We start from the raw sequence: 17,421 nt of genomic DNA on the forward strand, positions 1-17,421 counted from the left end.
ACGTTTCCGATCCATCTTAACGCCCAGTTCCAGATGAACAAGGCGCAATTTCCTCGAAAAACAATAGGGCCGTCCGGCCGAAAGTCGAATGCATCGCGACCTAATCATGGCCCGTCGCGGACGGCAAGAGGTACGTGCCGCAAAAATCGTCGCGCCGTGCTAAACTCTTGGGCGGGGCGCATAAAAAACGCCCGCCGAAACCGGCGGGCGCATGTGTTTAAAGCAGCCAATCAGAACGGCGAATCGGGGAAATAGAAATCCTTGGCATTGTCCTTGGTGACGAGGGTCGCATCCAGGATGTAACTGCCACGAACCGGAATCTGATTGTAGAAGTTGGCGGCGGTCAGCTCCATGGCCGTCCCGACCATTGCCGGCGGATAGAGCACGTCGACCGGGATCAGCTTGTCGCCATCCATGACCTTCTTGATCATATCCTTGGAGCCGGCGCCGGCGATGACATACTGGATGTCGGTACGCTTGGCCTGATCGATCGCCTGCAGCACGCCGACGGCCATGTCGTCATCCTGGCACCAGACGACGTCGATCTTCGGGAACTTTGTCAGATAGTCCTGCATGACCTTGAAGGCGTCGTCGCGGTTCCAGTTGCCATACTGGCGGTCGAGAATCTTGACATTGGAGCCGGCGATACCCTTGTCGAAACCGTCCTGGCGCTGCTGATCGATCGGGATCGGCAGGCCACGGATGACGACGACCTGCGCATCCGGCGTATTCTTCTTGATGTATTCGCCCGCCGTCTGGCCCAACGCTGGATTGTTGCCGGCGACATAGAGATCGCGGACGGAATTGTCGTTGTTGCTCGGCGCACGGTCGACGAGCGTGACGAACTTGCCCTTGTCCTTGACTTCCTTGATGGCGTTGACCAGCGGATCCGGATCGGAGGGCAGGATCACGAGGGCATCGATACCCTGGGTCTCGAGGTCCTGAACCGCATTGGCCTGGCTTGCCGGATCCGGCGAAGTCTTGACGATGACGGTGAGCCCCGGATGTTCCGCCATCAAGAGCTTGGCGACGCGTTCGGCATGGAAGACGACGCCCGAGGTCCAGCCATGATCCGCCGCCGGAATGGAAACGCCGATGGTCACTTTCTTGTCTTCGGCGTGCACTGTGCCGGCCAGAGCCGCCATCACGATCGCCAAACCAAATAGTCTTTTACGCATGTTTCATCCTCCCAGATAGAGACAGGGCCTTGTCATAAGAACCGGGCGCCCCCTGACCCGGTTATTCACGATTTGCGCGCAAGCGAACGCTGAACCAGCATGGCGATGATGATGATCGCGCCCTGGATAGCGCTCAGCAGATACTCGCTGATGAAATTGGAAAGCAGCATGATGTTGCCGACGAGCTCGAGGATGAAGGCACCGCAGATCGTGCCCCATACCCTGCCCGCACCACCTTTCAGCGCCGTTCCACCGACAACGACGGCGGTGATCGCCTGCAACTCCCAGAGAATACCCGTCGTTGCCGATGTGGAGCCAAGCCGTGGCACATAAAGAAGCACCGCGATGGCGACGCAAAACCCCTGGATAATGAAGGCGATGGTCCGCACGCGATTGACCGCCACGCCGGAATAACGCGCGACGTCACGGCTAGAGCCGACGGCGATGACGTGCCGCCCGTAGCGGGTGCGATAAAGAATGAAGGCCGCAACACAGGTGACGGCAAGGATGACCACGATCGGAACTGGTACACCGAGCACTGAGCCGTAATAGGCGGGCTTATAAAGCGCCTGCACCTCGGCCGAGCGCAGGGTGATCGCGCCGCCCTGCGACAACCATGTCGTCAAGCCACGGTAGACGCCCATGGTGCCGAGCGTCGCGATGAAAGGTTCGATCTTGCCCATGGTCGTGATCAGACCATTGGCCAGGCCGCACAGGACACCGGCGACGATCGCGAACAACACGGCGGCGGCCAGCATCAGGGTCGGATCCGCGATGACGCCCGAATTCATCAGGAGGATCATCAGGCTGGCAACGAAGGCGACCATTGCGCCGACCGACAAATCGAGATCGCCCGCCGAGATGACGAAGGTCGCTCCCACGGCGATGATCGCGATAAAGGCGCATCTCGTCGCGACATTGGTGAGATTGGTCATGCCGATGAAGTTCGGATTGACCAATGCGCCCACGATCAGAAGCAGTATCAGCGCCGCAAACGGTGCCACGGCCCTGAGATCGACATCCCGCCAGGAACGGCCCCGCCGACCGGTTTTCTCGCTACTATCCTCGCCCACGCTCATATCCAAAACCAACCTCCCGTCCCATTATACCTGGGAATTCGCCCGTGTTTTTTGCCGCCTGATTAGGCAGCCGCCTTTTTCTTCAAACCCGCCGCGTAGCGCATGATTTCCTGCTCGGAGATCTCCTCGCCTTCGAGCACGCCGACGATCCGGCCCTCGCGCATCACGGCAACGCGCGTGCACAGCCCGATGACCTCGGGCATCTCCGACGAGACCACAATGATCGAGTGGCCGTCGCGCGCCAGCGCCGAAATGAAATGATAGATCTGCTGCTTGGTGCCGACGTCGATGCCGCGGGTCGGCTCGTCGATGATGATGATCTGCGGCTCGGTCTCCATGACCTTGGCCAGAAGCAATTTCTGCTGGTTGCCGCCGGACATGCGGCCGGCGACGATATTGCCGTCGCGCACGCGGATATCAAAACGACGGCGCGCCCGCGTGAGCGCATCGGCCTCGCTTGCGGCACTGAGATAGCCAAACTTGCCGTGCCGATCGAGCGATTGCAGGGTGAGGTTCGCCGTCATGCCCGAATTGAGAAGTAGGCCCTTGGATTTACGGTCCTTGGTCATATAGGCAAGGCCCGAGCCGATCGCGGCGTGAACGTCATGCGCCGGCACGGATTGCCCGTTGACGATGACCTCGCCGGCAGCGCGCGAGCGTAGCCCGACCACCGCCTCCATCAACTCCGTGCGCCCGGACCCAATCATGCCGGAAAAGCCGAGAATCTCGCCCTTGCGCACCTCAAAGCTCGCATCGTGGACATAGCCCGTCGAAACCGAGTTGACGCTGAGCACGATCTCTTCGTCGACATCAGGCTCATGTTTGGCGGGATAGAGGCTGGAAAGCTCGCGCCCGACCATCAGCTGGGCAATCGATTCACCATCGAGCAGCGATGTCGGCGATGTCTTCACCCACTGGCCGTCGCGCAGGACCGTGACCCGGTCCGTCAACTCCATGACCTCATCGAGCTTGTGGGAGACGAAGACGAAGCTCGTTCCCTGGTCGCGCAGCTTTCGCACCTGCTTGAACAGGAAGTTGGTTTCCTCCCGCGACAGCACGGCGGTCGGTTCGTCCATGAAGACGATCCGCGCGTCGCGGCTGATCGCCTTGGCGATTTCTACCATCTGCTTGTCGGCAATGGAGAGCGTGCCGATCAGCGCATTCTCATCGACATGCGAACCGAGAAGATCGAGGACACGCCGCGTTTCCGCCCGCATATGCTTACGATCGAGCACGCCGTAACGCGTAACCTCGCGGCCGAGAAACAGGCTCTCGGTAACCGTCAGATGTTCAGCGAGATTGAATTCCTGATGGATGATGACAATGCCGAGGGCTTCGGCGGCGCCATTCGGCGGCAGCTTCACCGGCTTGCCGTCGAGCAGGATCTCGCCGGAGCTTGGCTGCTCGAAACCGGAGAGAACCTTGACGAGCGTCGACTTGCCGGCGCCGTTCTCACCCATGAGTGCATGGATCTCGCCGGCCCGTAGATCGAAATTGACGCTGAACAGAACCTGCACGCCACTGAAGGACTTGCAAATCCTCCTCGCGGACAGCACCACAGCGCCGTCGACGGCCTCCGAACCCATCACTTCCTCCCTGTGGCTCCACCCACTTTCCATGCTATGTAAACCTTTACATATGGAGTGTAAAGGTTTACATCGTTGGTTATTGCACAAATCTTCAAGGTCGCCTTTGACCTCCACCGAAGTCTGTGTAGTGTCCGGTCCGAGACGAGACCCAAGGCAGAGCGCAGTGTCGAATTCCACGCCCGCAACCATCGAAGACGTCGCCCGAATTGCCAATGTTTCGATCGCCACAGTCTCCCGGGCCATCCATATGCCGGAGAAGGTCGCAAATTCGACGCGGCTGAAGGTCAATCAAGCGATTGCGATCACCGGCTATACGACCAACGCCATGGCGCGCAGCCTGCGGCTCGGTCGGTCGAACATGATTCTGGTCGTTGCCCCTGATATCGGCGATCCCAATTTCTCCAATATTCTCATTGGACTGGAAAACGAGGCGCGGTCGCACGGCTACGGCATTTTGATCGGCCACACGCAGAACGATGCCCAGCGCGGGCTGGAATATCTGAAATTCCTGAATTCCAACCAGGCGGCCGGATTGATCCTGTTCACCGGCATTCTGCCCTTCGGACACCAGACGATGACGGCACGTCTACCGCCGAGCGTCGGCGTCTTCGAGCCGGTCTTCAACGGCGGCATTCCCTATGTCGGGGTCGACGATATCGCCGGCGCCCGCAAGGCCGTCGACCTCCTGATCGCCGAGGGCCACCGCAAGATTGCCTTCATCGGCGACTCCCGCACCCGCCTTGCCTATAGCCGGCGGCGCATGGGCTATGAGGCGGGGATGGACGCCGCCGAGATCGCGGCCGAGCTCCGCATCGTCTTCGAAGGCGACGGCACCATCGAAAGCGGGCGGCTGGCCGTCGAGCAGCTTTTCATGCGCGACACGCTGCCGACAGCCTTCATGTGCGTCAACGATCAGACCGCAATCGGGGTGATGATCGGGCTGAAGGCACGCGGCTATGATATCCCCGAGGATTTCTCGGTAACCGGCTTCGACGACGTGCCGCAGGCCGTGTTCATGTCGCCGTCGCTGACGACGATCCGGCAACCGCGCACCGCCATCGGCAAGCATGCGATGGCGCTCCTGCTCGAGCTCCTCTCGGACGGCCAGCCCCCCGAGGCGGAAATCCTGCTGCTGCCCGACCTGGTAGTCCGCAACTCTGTCTCGGCACCCTCGCGTATGCGGCGATAGGGATCCATAGCGATGCCACTCGGTAGGATCACCCTTTACGTCCGCGATGTGGAAGCGACGATCGGCTTTTACGAGAAGCATTTTGGCTTCAAGCCACTCAGGCTCGAAGGCGATCGGATTGTCGAGTTGCTGTCGCAGGATGGCGGCGCCAATTTGATGATCCATCCGGCGGGAAAGGCCCAGAAGATGGGCCAGGTGCTGGTGAAACTGGGCTTCGACGTGGAAGATGTCGAAGCATTCCGCGCCAAATGCGCTGCCGAAGGACTTGAATTCGGACGCTTGCATCAGGCAGACGGCTATGTGTTCGCCAATGCCAAGGACCCCTCCGGAAACCCCATAGCGATTTCCAGCCGCGCATTCAGGCGGTAGCTCGGGAGGCGATGAGCACCGCCTCCCGGATATCATCGATCCATCAAACGTAACGGTTGACGATATTTTCCAGCAGTTCCTGCTTGCCGGACTTCGGCTGCGGGTTGATGTTCTTGGCCTCGACCCATTCTGCGATCTGGTCGAGCGAGTATTCGCCGCGGAGCAGCTTCTGGCTTTCAGCCGAATCCCAACCGGCGTAACGATCGGCGAGCGGCTGCGACAGGGCCTTGTCCTCGATCATCTTAGCGGCTGCCTTCAGACCACGGGCGCAGCAATCCATGCCACCGATATGGCCGATCAGCAGGTCTGCCGGATCGAGCGACTGACGGCGCAGCTTGGAATCGAAGTTGGTGCCGCCGCTCGTGAAGCCGCCGCCCGCCAGAACCTGGTAATAGGCAAGCGACATTTCCGGAACATTGTTCGGGAACTGGTCGGTATCCCAGCCAGACTGGTAGTCGTTGCGGTTCATGTCGATCGAGCCGAAGATACCGAGCGCGTTGGCAAGCGCCAGTTCGTGCTCGAAGGAATGGCCGGCGAGGATCGCGTGGCCTTGCTCGATGTTCAGCTTCACTTCGTTTTCGAGGCCGTTCTTCTTCAGGAAGCCATAGACGGTCGCGACATCGTAGTCATACTGATGCTTGGTCGGCTCCTGCGGCTTCGGCTCGATCAGGATCGCGCCCTTGAAGCCGATCTTGTGCTTGTACTCGACCACCAGGTTGAGGAAGCGGCCCATCTGGTCCAGTTCGCGCTTCAGGTCGGTGTTGAGCAGGGTTTCATAGCCTTCGCGGCCACCCCAGAGCACATAGTTTTCGCCGCCGAGCTTATGCGTCGCGTCCATGCAGGTCTTCACGGTCGCTGCCGAGAAAGCGAAGACATCCGGATCCGGATTGGTCGCGGCACCTGACATGAAGCGGCGGTTGGAGAACAGGTTCGCGGTGCCCCACAAAAGCTTGACGCCGGTGTCGGCCTGCTTCTGCGCGAAATAGTCGACGATCTCGTTGAGGTTCTTGGTGTTCTCGGCGAAATTCTTGCCTTCCGGACGCACATCGGCGTCGTGGAAGCAGTAGTAGGGCGAACCGAGCAGGGTGAAGAATTCGAAGGCGACGTCGGCCTTCAGCTTGGCGGCTGCCATCGTATCTTCAAACCAGGGACGCAGGAAGGTCTGGCCGCCAAAGGGGTCGCCGCCCGGCCAGGTGAAGGTGTGCCAGTAGGCAACGGCAAACCGCAGATGGTCTTCCATGCGCTTGCCGAGGACCACTTCGTCCTTGTTGTAATGGCGGAAGGCCAGCGGATTGGTGCTGTCGGGGCCTTCGTATTTAACCTTGGCGATATCGCCGAAAAATCCGGTATTCATGTCCTGTCTCCTCAGGGTTTTAGTATTCGATATTGTTGTTCGTGCCGTGTAGCCTTGCCCCTCACCCTAGCCCTCCCCCTGCAAGCGGGGAGAGGGGACGACCTCTGTACCCTCGCCTAAACCAGTGATGAGAGGGACGATGATGGTGCGTCTATCCCCTTCTCCCCGTCAAAACGGGGAGAAGGTGCCCGCCCCTTCGACAAGCTCAGGAGGGCGGATGAGGGGCTTTAGGCCACGGTATTTCAATGCGCGCTTAGCGGCTTGATCGCCGGGTAGAGCGCGCGGTAACGCTTGTAAGCATCCTCATAGGCACCCGTCAGTGCCGTAACCGGCTCGATCGTGCCGGCCGTTTCCGGAGCCGAGCACACGGCGACCGGATCGGCACCGGTTGCGGCGATCAGGCCGAGACGGGCAGCGCCGAAGGCCGCGCCGAAATCGCCGTCGGCCGGCAGGTCGACGGGAACGCCGAGTGCCGTTGCGATCGAGGCCAACCAGTAGCGAGACCGCGAACCGCCGCCGATGGCGGTGACGCGGGCAATGTCGGTGCCGGCCGAGCGCAATGCTTCGAGATTGTCCCGGATGGCGAAGCTGACGCCTTCAAGCACCGCCTGCGTCAGCACGGCGCGGCCACTCTCATGGCCAAGGCCGATGAAGGCGCCGCGAATGGTGGCATCATTGTGCGGCGTGCGTTCGCCGGAAAGATAGGGAAGGAAGGTGACGCTCGACGGCGCCTTCAGCGTGTCTCCGAGTTCGCCGGTGAGGTCTGCGGCGGATTTGCCGGTGACGGTCGAATGCCAGTTCAGCGCGTCGGTCGCCGATAGGATGACGCCCATCTGGTGCCAGGTGTTCGGCAGCGCGTGGCAGAAGGCATGCACGGCACTTTCCGGCTTCGGCAGGTAGGAGCCATTGGCGGCAAAAAGCACACCCGAGGTCCCGAGCGAGACGAAGGCGGCGCCATGACTGACCGTGCCCATGCCGCAGGCGGAAGCGGCGTTGTCCCCTGCCCCGCCAGCCACGACGACGTCGCCGGCAATCCCCCACTTCGAGGCCAGTTCGCCACGCAGCTTGCCGGCGGCGTCCGTGCCCTCGACCAGGGTCGGCATTTGCTTTTCATCGAGATCGGTCGCGGCCAGCAGCTCGGACGACCATTTGCGCTTGCCGGTATCGAGCCAGGAGGTGCCGGCGGAATCCGACATTTCCGAGATATGTTCGCCCGTCAGCCAAAGGCGCAGATAATCCTTCGGCAGCAGCACCCAACGCACTTTGGCGAAGACATCAGGCTCATGCTTGGCGACCCAGGCAAGCTTCGGCGCAGTGAAGCCGGGGAAGACGATATTGCCGGTCAACGCCCGGAACCGCGGATCGGCGTCAAGCGCTGCGGCTTCATGATAGCTGCGCGTATCGTTCCAGAGGATGCAGGGGCGCAGCACCTTGTCGTCGGCGTCGAGCAGCGTCGCGCCATGCATCTGACCGGAAAGCCCGATACCGCGCACGGCCGCCAGCTCCTTCGGATGCGCCGCCCTCAGACCGGCGATCGCCTCTTCCGTGGCGCGGATCCAGTGCGACGGCTCCTGTTCCGACCAGCCGGGATGCGGACGCGACACGTCGAGCCCGCCATTGGCCGAGCCGATAATCTTCTGGTCACCGTCGATCAGCATCGCCTTGACGCCGGACGTTCCGAGATCGAGACCCAAATACATTAGATAATACTCCCTAGAGTCCGCCGTTCACGGCAGATTGTCTTTCACGAAAATGTCGAGACGAATGCGTTCCTGGCCGGCGATGAAACCCTGGCCGTCCGCCGTTGCCTTCAGGACGCGGATGGCGCTGCGCACCTCATGGCCGGCATCCTGGTTGAGCACGGCATCGATCGTGCCGTCCTGCAGCGCAGCGCGCGTATGTTCGGTGAGTTCATGCGCCACCACCGTCAGGCCGCGCCCCTGCCCGGCCGCCTTCAGTGCTCTGATCAGGCCTCGATTACCGGCGCCGAGACTATAGACGCCGATAATGTCATTGCTGCCGGTAAGCGCCTTGGAGATGAGCCTGCTGGTAATTTCCGGATCGTCGCGGCCCTCGAGCACCGGCAGCAGCCGCAATTGCGGAAACTCTGCCGCCATGACGGCGGCAAATCCTTCAAGGCGCTCGCGATGGTCGCGAACTAGCATGGAGCCGGCAAGAATCGTGATATCGCCCTTGCGGCCACCAAGAAACCGGCCAAGCAGCCGCGCCGCCGTCCGTCCCGCGGCAATATTGTCAACGCCGGCATAGTGATGCCGCGCGGAACCGGTGAGATCAGAAACGAGAGTGACGACGGGAGTGCGCGCATCCACCAGCCGGTCGACGGCGGCGCGCACCTCCGGAGCATCGGTCGCCACCAGCGCCACGCCGGCGATATCCTGTCCTCGCAAAGTATCGAGTGCGGCCACCAGCGCTGGCGGATCGAAGGCAGGCACCTCGACGATGCGGATTTCGGTGCGCTCGAGGGACGAGCGTGTCATCGCCTGGCGCACCTCGGCATAAAGCCCGTGCATGAAGGAATTGTCGCCGGTCGGCAGGATGAAGACCAGCGGATAGACGCGACCCTTGGCAAGATTGGCCGCCGCCACGTCGCGCACATAGCCGATGTCGCGGATGGCCGCTTCCACCTTCTCGCGCGTGACGATGCGCACGCCCGGACGCTGGTTCAACACCCGGTCCACGGTCGCAAGACTAACGCCCGCGGCTGCAGCGATATCGTATACGGTGGGTCTCATCAGCGCCTCCTGACGAGATCCTTATCGCCATTTCTGATGTACGTAAATCAGAAATTTTTTCGCCTCGATATTTTCCTGCCGGCTGCCACAACGAAAAAGGCTCCTCGATGTGAGGAGCCCATTCATTGCAAGAAGATAGGACGAGATCAATGGCCTCCGCCGCCACCGCCACCCGCCGTCTTCGGTTTGCTCAGCATCATCACGCCGAGGATCATCGCCAGAAACAGGACCGTCAGCATCAGGAAGATATCGCTGAAAGACATGATCATCGCCTGCTGCGTCGTCATGTTGACCATTTGCCTTAGCGCAGCCTGAGAACCATCCAGACCCGAGGCCGTGAAGCTGGTGGCCATGTTGTTCAACTGGTCGACAGCAATCTGGTTACCCCAGTTGATATTGTCGCGCAGGTTGAAGTAGTGCAGATCCTGCCGGTTCGTCAGCAAGGTGTTGATGATGGCAAGACCGACCGCGCCGCCGAGGTTACGCGTCAGGTTGAACAGGCCGGATGCGCCGCGCATGCGGGCGGGCGGCATGGTTCCGAGCGCGATGTTGTTGATCGGCACCATGCAGAGCATCAGCCCGAAGCCACGCAGGATCTGCGGGATCAGCAGTTCGTAGAAATCCCAGTCCGTCGTCAGATGCATCATGATGTAGGTGCCGGCGGAGAAACTGGTGAAGCCGATGATCATCAAGATGCGCAGATCAAGCTTGCCCGACAGGAAGCCGGCAAGCGGTGCCGTGAAGAACATCGTCAGGCCCGACACGAACATCGTCTCGCCGATCTGCAGCGAGTCGTAGCCGCGAATACGGGCGAGATAGAGCGGGTAGATATAGGTCAGGCCGTAAAGACCGATGCCCATCACGAAAGAGAACACCGAACCGAAGGAGAAGTTCTTGTTGGCGAAAGCCTTGAGGTCCACCACTGGGAAGTCCACCGAGAAAGCACGGTAGAAGAAGACGATGGCGCCGATGCCGGAGGCGATGGCGGCAATGGTGATGTAGCTGTCGTTGAACCAGTCGTTGGTGTTGCCCTCTTCCAGCACATATTCCAGCGCGCCGAGGAAGACGCCCATGGAGAACAGACCCCACCAGTCGAACTTCTTCATCAACGACAGCTCGGGCTTGTCGAAATCGATGTAGTTCCAGGTGACGATGGCAACGACGATGCCTGGCGGGATATTGACCAGGAACAGCCAGTGCCAGGAAAAGGCATTGGACAGATAGCCGCCGACGGTCGGGCCGATGGTCGGCGCCAGCGTGGCGATCAGGCCGATGATCGGCGAGACGATATTGCGCTTCGACGGCGGGAAGATGGTGAAGGCTGCCGCGAAGACCGATGGGATCATACCGCCGCCGATGAAGCCCTGGATCGCGCGGTAGATGATCATCTGGTCGATATTGGTGGCGGTGGCCGCCAACGCGCTCGCCGCGGTGAAACCGGCGGCGGAAATCGCAAAGAGGTAACGCGTCGAGATGATGCGCGCCAGCGTCCCCGACAATGGGATCATGATGACTTCGGCAATCAGATAGGCGGTCTGTACCCAGCCGATTTCATCCGAGCCGGCGCTGAGGCCGGCCTGGATTTCGCTGAGCGAGGCCGAGACGATCTGAATGTCGAGGATCGACATGAACATGCCGAGCACCATCGCGAGGAAGGCGATGAGCTTTTTCGGGTCTATGCGGTCGTCCGCCGGAGAAATGGCGGGCGCCGGCGCCCGCGGAGGGGCGCCTGCGGTAGTGCTGGCCGACGACATGATTGTCTCTCCCGAGCTTACTTGTCCGGCGCCGTGCGGGTGTCGACGTCTACGACGACACTCAGGCCGGCGCGCAGGCGACCGCTATCGAGCGCATCCTGCGGCAGAGCGATGCGAACCGGCACGCGCTGGATGATCTTGGTGAAATTGCCCGTCGCGTTTTCCGGCGGCAGTAGCGAGAAGACGGAGCCAGAAGCCGGCGAAATCGACTCGACGGTACCGACGATCGGATGATTGCTATAGGCGTCGACATGAACGTTGACCTTCGAGCCGGGAACCAGATGCTGGATCTGCGTTTCCTTGAAGTTGGCGTCGATGTAGAGCTGGCGGGTCGGAACGATCGCCATCAACTTCTGGCCGGGAGAGACGAGATCGCCTTCCTGGACGGACCGGTTGCCGACGACGCCGTCATAAGGTGCCTTCAGCACGGTGAAGGAGAGATCACGGGCAGCCTTGTCGCGAGCGGCTTCAAGGCCCTTGATCGTGCTTTCCGCCTGCGTGCGCTGCGCCTGCAGCAGGTTGATATTGGCCTGGGCCGATGCGATGGCGGCGTCGCCGCCGACGAGATTGGCCTTGGCCTGGTCAAGCGCGATATTGGCGCTGTCGAGCGAGGCCGTGGTGCCGACCGACTTCGCCTGAAGTTCGGCAGCGCGGGTCTGGGTGATCTGCGCACCGCGTACCGTTGCCTGCAGAGCGACCTTCTGGGCCTGCGACTGGGCAAGGGTTGCCTGACCGGCGGCAATCTGCGCGTCGATCGTGTGCAGCGACAGCTGCTCGGTGACGAGCGAGGACTGCGCCTGTTCCAGCGCCAGCTTGTAGTCGCCGTCATCGAGGGTGGCGAGCACGTCGCCTGTCTTGACCAATTGGTTGGCGACGACATTCACCTTGGCGACATAGCCGGTAACCTTCGGCTGGATGGTCGCGATGTCGCCTTCGATGTAGGCGTCGTCGGTGGAGACCATGAAGCGGCCAGTCGTCCACCAGTCATAACCGTACCAGCCGCCGCCAACGAGCGCCAGAACGACAACGATCGGCATAACCAGGCTGCGCCGCTTCTTCTCGGCGGGCGGTGGGGCCGCCTCGGCCGGAGATGCAGGCGCAGCCTGGGCGGGGGCTGGTTTGCCGCGCGTTTCCGCGGCGGGAGCTTCAGCGGTTACGCCGGCTTCCATTTCGGTATCAGCAGCATCGTCAACGATGCGCGCTACATTGTTACCATGACTTGACGACATTGCCCTACCACCGGAGAATCTGGGTAAAATAATCGAACTGAACGGTTCGGTTCAGTTGACATAGATCGTTTTCCACTCCATATCAAGTGGTATCGAACCGCTCAGTTCGATTTATTTGACGAATCTGATTAAGGTTCTCAAAAAATGATCGAGTGAAGGAGACCATGAAGCACGAACCGCAAAATGTCGCCGTCTTGAACGCACCCGCATCCGGTGGACGATGGGCCGCTGGTGAGGATCCGGTCAAGCGCCAGCAGATTCTGGAAGGCGCCAAGCGTGTCTTCATGAAGATGGGGTTCGATGCCGCGAGCATGAACGACGTCACGCGCGAAGCGGGCGTCTCCAAGGGCACGCTTTACGTCTACTTTGCCAATAAGGAAGACCTGTTCTCCGCCATGATGGACAGCGAACGGGCGCATTTCGTTCAGATCCTCCGTACGACACTTGCCGACGACGCCGACATGGCAGCCAGCCTCTATGAATTCGGCATGGTCTTCGTGACCCACGTCACCTCCGAAAAGACCATTAGCGCCATGCGCACCCTCATCGGCGTGCGCGAACGCATGCCCTCCCTCTGTCGGCAATTTTTCACCGGTCCGGAAAATTTGCGTACCATATTGCGCGACTTCCTTGAACGTCAGGTTGCGGCGGGCCGGCTCCACATCGAAGATTTCGACTTGGCTGCGCGTCATTTCCTCGAAATGGCCAGCGGCAGCTATTTCAAGATAAGACTACTTGGCGAAATGGACGCCCCTCCCTCGAAAGAGGAAATTGACTATGTTGTGCGCGGTGCTATTCGCGTCTTCCTGGCTGGCTATGGTATCCATCAGAAAGATCAGACCTGACCGCCCTCCGATAGCCAGCGGATATCGGCTCCAATCCCGCAATCGCGATCAAACCCCACTGCCGGTCAGCGCCTAACAATGGGCCGGCAACCAGGGAGATAAACATGAGCGCGGTCGGAAGAGCGATATGGTTCATCGAAAGCCATTTTGCATCGGATATCTCACTCGACGAGATTGCCGATACGGCCGGTCTGTCGCGTTACCATCTGTCGCGCGTCTTCGGGCTCGCCACCGGCCATTCGATCAGCGGCTATATCAGGGGCCGGCGCCTTAGCGGGGCCGCGCTTGCGCTGATCGAAAGCTCATCGACCATTCTCCAGGTTGCCCTCGATGCGGGCTACGGCTCGCATGAGGCTTTCACCCGTGCCTTCCGCGAGCAATTCGGCATGACGCCGGACAGCTTGCGCAAACAGGGGCACGTCCGAAACCTTGTCTTACTGGAGCCGATCAGAATGGACGATACCCGCCTTCCCAAGCTCGACGCGCCGCGTTTCGAGACCCGCCCCGCAATGCTGCTTGCCGGCCTCGCGGAAACCTATGCCCACGAGGCCACGCAGGGAATCCCCTCGCTCTGGCAGAAGTTCAACCAGCATTTCGGCCATATCCCCAACCAGATCGGCAATGTCGCCTATGGCGTCTGCACCCAGGCCGAAGGCGAAACTGAAACCTTCCGCTATATGTCCGCCGCCGAGATCAGCACGGCTGACGAGCTGCCCGAGGGCTTCACGACCCTTAAGTTGCCGCAGCAGCGCTACGCGGTCTTCACCCATCGCGGCCACATCTCCGGCATTTCCGCCACGGTTCAGCAGATCTTCGGCGACTGGCTGCCGCAATCCAGCCACCAGCACGGCGGCATGCCCGACATGATGGAGCGCTACGACGACCGTTTCGATCCTCAAACCGGTATGGGCGTAACGGAGATCTGGATTCCCCTGAAGGCATAGAAGCAATGGCGGCGTCTCCAAAAATGGCGCCGCCGCTTGCACCTATGAATTCGCTCCTTACATTACCGACCATTGTTGAGGAGCCGGAGCTGGGGGTCAGCGTTCGGCGAACGCTGACCAAAGGGAACCATTGATGGACATTGTTGGCTTGATTCAGGATCCGAGCGCATGGGTTGCGCTGATCACGCTCGTCGTCATGGAGGTGGTCCTTGGTATCGACAACCTCATCTTCATCTCGATCCTAACCAACAAACTGCCGCCCGAGCACCGCGAGAAGGCCCGCAAGATCGGCATCGGCCTTGCGCTCATCATGCGCCTCGCCCTACTCGGCACCGTCGCCTGGATCGTTCAGCTGACGACGCCGGTCTTTGAACTCTTCGGTCACGGCTATTCGTGGAAAGACATGATCCTGATCGGTGGCGGCCTGTTCCTGGTCTGGAAGGCCACCAAGGAAATCCATCACAATGTCGACCCTGCCGAACACGGCGAGGACTTCATCGCCAAATCGACCACAACGGGCTTTGCCGCCGCCATCGGCCAGATCCTGCTGCTCGACCTCGTCTTCTCCGTCGACAGCATCATCACCGCTGTCGGCATGACGCCGCATCTGCCGATCATGTTCGTCGCCGTCATCGCCGCCGTGACCGTCATGCTGGTGGCCGCGAACCCGCTTGCCAATTTCATCGAGAGGAACCCGACCATCGTCATGCTGGCGCTGGCCTTCCTGCTGATGATCGGCACGACGCTGATCGCAGAAGGCATGGGCTTCCACGTTCCCAAGGGCTACGTCTACACCGCCATGGCCTTCTCGGCCGCCGTCGAAGTGCTGAACATGGTGGTGCGCAACAGGCGGAAAAAGACGGCTGGCGGCCATTGAGGGAAAGGTCCGCACCCGAATATGGGTGCGGCGCTCACTCCTGGACGTGGACGTCGACCCATTCGCCGATGTCACCCCGGCCGTAAATGTCGACTCTGATCCATATGTTGCCGCGAACGATATCGTTTGCGGCATCGTCGGTGATGGTGCCGCTTGCGAGCATCGCTTCCAGACGCTGGCGGTTGGCGGGGTCCGAGAAGAAGCTGTCGCCCCGGTCGCCCCGATCACGGCGGCGGTAGGCATGATAGTTCGCACGATCCTGCCGGATGATCTGCCACGGCAGCGCCAGGCGCTCTCCCTTGGAATTATAGAGATCGTCGTGACCGATATAGGCCCGATAGCTGTCGAGAAGACGGGCCGAACCATCGCGTGTGATCGTCGATTGGGCGACGGCGGGACTGAGCATGGTACCCACGAATAAAAAGCTCAAAATGAATTTCTTCATCGCTTTCTCCCACTGGTGAATTGAAGATCAATTCTGCCACTATCGCAAAAATTGCAAATGAAAAATGACACGCACACCTTTCTCTTCCGACTTTTCCTGGTGGAAATAGGCGGAGGCATCGTGATGGACGAAGCCCCGGGGCGGCATCGTGCTTGCGTCCACGCCATGTCACGACGCACTTTCCCTTGACGTCATCCAATGAATATGCGCTAAGGCCAGCCAAACGGAAAACGCGGAATTGAAGCGGCAGGACGCCCTTTTCCGGCCGGTTTCCTGATCCAGATAAACATTTCCAGCCGGGCAGCGCTTATCCCACGCGGCGGCCTGGCTTTTTCTGACGGGCAAACAAAATGACCACTTCAGGCGTTCGCGTCCGCATCGCACCCTCCCCGACCGGCGAGCCCCATGTCGGCACCGCCTATATCGCGCTGTTCAATTATCTCTTCGCCAAGAAGCATGGCGGCGAGTTTATCCTGCGCATCGAAGACACCGACGCGACACGCTCGACGCCGGAATTCGAGACCAAGGTGCTCGACGCGCTGAAATGGTGCGGCCTCGAATGGTCGGAAGGTCCCGATATCGGCGGTCCCTACGGCCCCTATCGCCAGAGCGACCGCAAGGACCTCTACAAGCCCTACGTCGAGAAGATCGTCGATGCCGGCCATGGCTTCCGCTGCTTCTGCACGCCGGAACGCCTGGAGCAGATGCGCGCCGCCCAGCGTGCCGCCGGCCTGCCGCCGAAGTACGACGGGCTCTGTTTGAACCTTTCGGCCGAGGAAGTCTCGTCGCGCGTTGCCGCCGGCGAGCCGCATGTCGTGCGCATGAAGATCCCGACCGAAGGCTCCTGCAAGTTCCATGACGGCGTCTATGGCGATGTCGAAATTCCGTGGGATGCCGTCGATATGCAGGTCCTGCTCAAGGCCGACGGCATGCCGACCTATCATATGGCCAACGTCGTCGACGACCATCTGATGAAGATCACCCATGTGGCGCGCGGCGAAGAATGGCTGGCCTCGGTGCCGAAGCACATCCTGATCTATCGCTATCTCGGCCTCGAACCACCGGTCTTCATGCATCTGTCGCTGATGCGCAATGCCGACAAGTCGAAGCTGTCGAAGCGCAAGAATCCGACGTCGATCTCCTATTACACGGCCCTCGGCTATATCCCCGAAGCGCTGATGAACTTCCTCGGCCTGTTCTTCGTCCAGATCGCCGAAGGCGACGAGCTGCTGACCATGGACGAGCTGACCGAAAAGTTCGATCCGGAAAACCTCTCCAAGGCCGGCGCGATCTTCGATATCCAGAAGCTCGACTGGCTGAACGGCCGCTGGATCCGCGAAAAACTGTCGGAAGAGGAATTCCAGCAGCGTGTGCTGACCTGGGCAATGGAAAACAGCCGCCTGCAGGAAGGTCTGAAGCTGTCGCAGTCGCGCATCTCCAAGCTTGGCGAGCTGCCCGACCTCACCGGCTTCCTGTTCAAATCCGACCTCAACCTCGACCCCTCTGCTTTCGCCAGGATCAAGTCGACACCGGAAGAGCTGCTGGACATCCTGAACACCGTGCAGCCGGACCTCGAAAAGATCCTCGAATGGAACGTCGAGACGATCGAAGCCGAACTGCGCGCCATCGCCGACCGCATGGGCAAGAAGCTGAAGGTCATCGTCGCGCCGCTCTTCGTCGCCGTATCGGGCTCCTCGCGCTCACTGCCGCTTTTCGATAGCATGGCGATCCTCGGCCGCTCCGTCGTGCGCCAGCGGCTGAAACTTGCCGCCCAGACCGTTGCGACCCTCGTCGGCCCGAAGAACTGAACCGGACG

The 17,421-nt window shown here is 60.6% G+C and carries 15 protein-coding genes; 6 read left to right on the forward strand and 9 right to left on the reverse strand.

What is annotated here, in order from left to right; translation table 11 throughout:
* Positions 1 to 230: 230 nt before the first annotated feature.
* The 3 genes from EX00_RS11355 to EX00_RS11365 all read right to left on the reverse strand — a co-directional run bounded on the left by EX00_RS11355 (position 231) and on the right by EX00_RS11365 (position 3,843).
* A complete protein-coding gene (locus tag EX00_RS11355; protein ID WP_047457134.1) occupies positions 231 to 1,178 on the reverse strand; it encodes a substrate-binding domain-containing protein in 948 nt (315 codons plus the stop codon).
* 65 nt (positions 1,179 to 1,243) lie between these two features.
* Positions 1,244 to 2,257, reverse strand: a complete 1,014-nt coding sequence (locus tag EX00_RS11360) for an ABC transporter permease (RefSeq protein WP_047457137.1) — start codon at positions 2,255 to 2,257, stop codon at positions 1,244 to 1,246.
* A gap of 62 nt (positions 2,258 to 2,319) precedes the next feature.
* Entirely contained in the window at positions 2,320 to 3,843 is a 1,524-nt protein-coding gene (locus EX00_RS11365; protein ID WP_047457140.1) for a sugar ABC transporter ATP-binding protein, read from the reverse strand.
* Positions 3,844 to 4,009: 166 nt separating this feature from the next.
* Between EX00_RS11365 and EX00_RS11370 the strand changes: the two genes are divergently transcribed.
* The gene (locus tag EX00_RS11370; RefSeq protein ID WP_047457142.1) at positions 4,010 to 5,035 is read left to right on the forward strand and encodes a LacI family DNA-binding transcriptional regulator; all 1,026 of its coding nucleotides are present in this window, start codon (positions 4,010 to 4,012) and stop codon (positions 5,033 to 5,035) included.
* A gap of 12 nt (positions 5,036 to 5,047) precedes the next feature.
* The gene (locus tag EX00_RS11375) at positions 5,048 to 5,404 is read left to right on the forward strand and encodes a VOC family protein (RefSeq protein ID WP_047457145.1); all 357 of its coding nucleotides are present in this window, start codon (positions 5,048 to 5,050) and stop codon (positions 5,402 to 5,404) included.
* Positions 5,405 to 5,447: 43 nt separating this feature from the next.
* On the opposite strand, the gene xylA is transcribed toward EX00_RS11375, so the two are convergent.
* From xylA to EX00_RS11400, 5 genes are all read right to left on the reverse strand, one after another.
* Positions 5,448 to 6,758 carry a xylose isomerase gene (gene xylA, locus EX00_RS11380; protein WP_047457148.1) on the reverse strand — a complete coding sequence of 437 codons (1,311 nt, stop codon included), beginning with the start codon at positions 6,756 to 6,758 and terminating at the stop codon, positions 5,448 to 5,450.
* A gap of 242 nt (positions 6,759 to 7,000) precedes the next feature.
* Positions 7,001 to 8,458 (reverse strand): xylulokinase, encoded by a 1,458-nt coding sequence (gene xylB, locus EX00_RS11385; RefSeq protein WP_047457149.1) that lies wholly within the window; start codon positions 8,456 to 8,458, stop codon positions 7,001 to 7,003.
* 27 nt (positions 8,459 to 8,485) lie between these two features.
* Entirely contained in the window at positions 8,486 to 9,511 is a 1,026-nt protein-coding gene (locus EX00_RS11390) for a LacI family DNA-binding transcriptional regulator (RefSeq protein WP_047457151.1), read from the reverse strand.
* A gap of 146 nt (positions 9,512 to 9,657) precedes the next feature.
* A complete protein-coding gene (locus tag EX00_RS11395) occupies positions 9,658 to 11,265 on the reverse strand; it encodes a DHA2 family efflux MFS transporter permease subunit (RefSeq protein WP_047457153.1) in 1,608 nt (535 codons plus the stop codon).
* Between the two features lie 17 nt (positions 11,266 to 11,282).
* Complete coding sequence (locus EX00_RS11400; RefSeq protein WP_047457156.1) at positions 11,283 to 12,494, reverse strand: HlyD family secretion protein; 1,212 nt, start codon at positions 12,492 to 12,494, stop codon at positions 11,283 to 11,285.
* A gap of 164 nt (positions 12,495 to 12,658) precedes the next feature.
* Between EX00_RS11400 and EX00_RS11405 the strand changes: the two genes are divergently transcribed.
* The 3 genes from EX00_RS11405 (at position 12,659) to EX00_RS11415 (ending at position 15,160) form a co-directional block, all read left to right on the forward strand.
* A complete protein-coding gene (locus EX00_RS11405) occupies positions 12,659 to 13,339 on the forward strand; it encodes a TetR/AcrR family transcriptional regulator (RefSeq protein WP_047457157.1) in 681 nt (226 codons plus the stop codon).
* A gap of 104 nt (positions 13,340 to 13,443) precedes the next feature.
* Positions 13,444 to 14,283: a GyrI-like domain-containing protein gene (locus tag EX00_RS11410; protein ID WP_047457160.1), complete on the forward strand. Its 840-nt coding sequence runs from the start codon at positions 13,444 to 13,446 to the stop codon at positions 14,281 to 14,283.
* A 133-nt stretch (positions 14,284 to 14,416) separates the two neighbouring features.
* Complete coding sequence (locus EX00_RS11415; protein WP_404944010.1) at positions 14,417 to 15,160, forward strand: TerC family protein; 744 nt, start codon at positions 14,417 to 14,419, stop codon at positions 15,158 to 15,160.
* A 34-nt stretch (positions 15,161 to 15,194) separates the two neighbouring features.
* On the opposite strand, the gene EX00_RS11420 is transcribed toward EX00_RS11415, so the two are convergent.
* Positions 15,195 to 15,605: a hypothetical protein gene (locus tag EX00_RS11420; protein ID WP_047457164.1), complete on the reverse strand. Its 411-nt coding sequence runs from the start codon at positions 15,603 to 15,605 to the stop codon at positions 15,195 to 15,197.
* Between the two features lie 350 nt (positions 15,606 to 15,955).
* Between EX00_RS11420 and gltX the strand changes: the two genes are divergently transcribed.
* Complete coding sequence (gene gltX, locus EX00_RS11425; RefSeq protein ID WP_047457167.1) at positions 15,956 to 17,413, forward strand: glutamate--tRNA ligase; 1,458 nt, start codon at positions 15,956 to 15,958, stop codon at positions 17,411 to 17,413.
* The last annotated feature ends 8 nt before the right edge of the window (positions 17,414 to 17,421 follow it).

Source organism: Martinezella rhizogenes (genome assembly GCF_000799715.1).
GTDB classification, from domain to species: Bacteria; Pseudomonadota; Alphaproteobacteria; order Rhizobiales; family Rhizobiaceae; genus Rhizobium; species Rhizobium rhizogenes_C.

What these genes read in the sequence shown, in the direction of transcription:
- EX00_RS11355 (WP_047457134.1), bottom strand. Translation starts at nt 1,178, where the DNA reads ATGCGTAAAAGACTATTTGGTTTGGCGATCGTGATGGCGGCTCTGGCC.
- EX00_RS11360 (WP_047457137.1), bottom strand. Translation starts at nt 2,257, where the DNA reads ATGAGCGTGGGCGAGGATAGTAGCGAGAAAACCGGTCGGCGGGGCCGT.
- EX00_RS11365 (WP_047457140.1), bottom strand. Translation starts at nt 3,843, where the DNA reads ATGGGTTCGGAGGCCGTCGACGGCGCTGTGGTGCTGTCCGCGAGGAGG.
- EX00_RS11375 (WP_047457145.1), top strand. Translation starts at nt 5,048, where the DNA reads ATGCCACTCGGTAGGATCACCCTTTACGTCCGCGATGTGGAAGCGACG.
- xylA (WP_047457148.1), bottom strand. Translation starts at nt 6,758, where the DNA reads ATGAATACCGGATTTTTCGGCGATATCGCCAAGGTTAAATACGAAGGC.
- xylB (WP_047457149.1), bottom strand. Translation starts at nt 8,458, where the DNA reads ATGTATTTGGGTCTCGATCTCGGAACGTCCGGCGTCAAGGCGATGCTG.
- EX00_RS11390 (WP_047457151.1), bottom strand. Translation starts at nt 9,511, where the DNA reads ATGAGACCCACCGTATACGATATCGCTGCAGCCGCGGGCGTTAGTCTT.
- EX00_RS11395 (WP_047457153.1), bottom strand. Translation starts at nt 11,265, where the DNA reads ATGTCGTCGGCCAGCACTACCGCAGGCGCCCCTCCGCGGGCGCCGGCG.
- EX00_RS11400 (WP_047457156.1), bottom strand. Translation starts at nt 12,494, where the DNA reads ATGTCGTCAAGTCATGGTAACAATGTAGCGCGCATCGTTGACGATGCT.
- EX00_RS11405 (WP_047457157.1), top strand. Translation starts at nt 12,659, where the DNA reads ATGAAGCACGAACCGCAAAATGTCGCCGTCTTGAACGCACCCGCATCC.
- EX00_RS11410 (WP_047457160.1), top strand. Translation starts at nt 13,444, where the DNA reads ATGAGCGCGGTCGGAAGAGCGATATGGTTCATCGAAAGCCATTTTGCA.
- EX00_RS11415 (WP_404944010.1), top strand. Translation starts at nt 14,417, where the DNA reads ATGGACATTGTTGGCTTGATTCAGGATCCGAGCGCATGGGTTGCGCTG.
- EX00_RS11420 (WP_047457164.1), bottom strand. Translation starts at nt 15,605, where the DNA reads ATGAAGAAATTCATTTTGAGCTTTTTATTCGTGGGTACCATGCTCAGT.
- gltX (WP_047457167.1), top strand. Translation starts at nt 15,956, where the DNA reads ATGACCACTTCAGGCGTTCGCGTCCGCATCGCACCCTCCCCGACCGGC.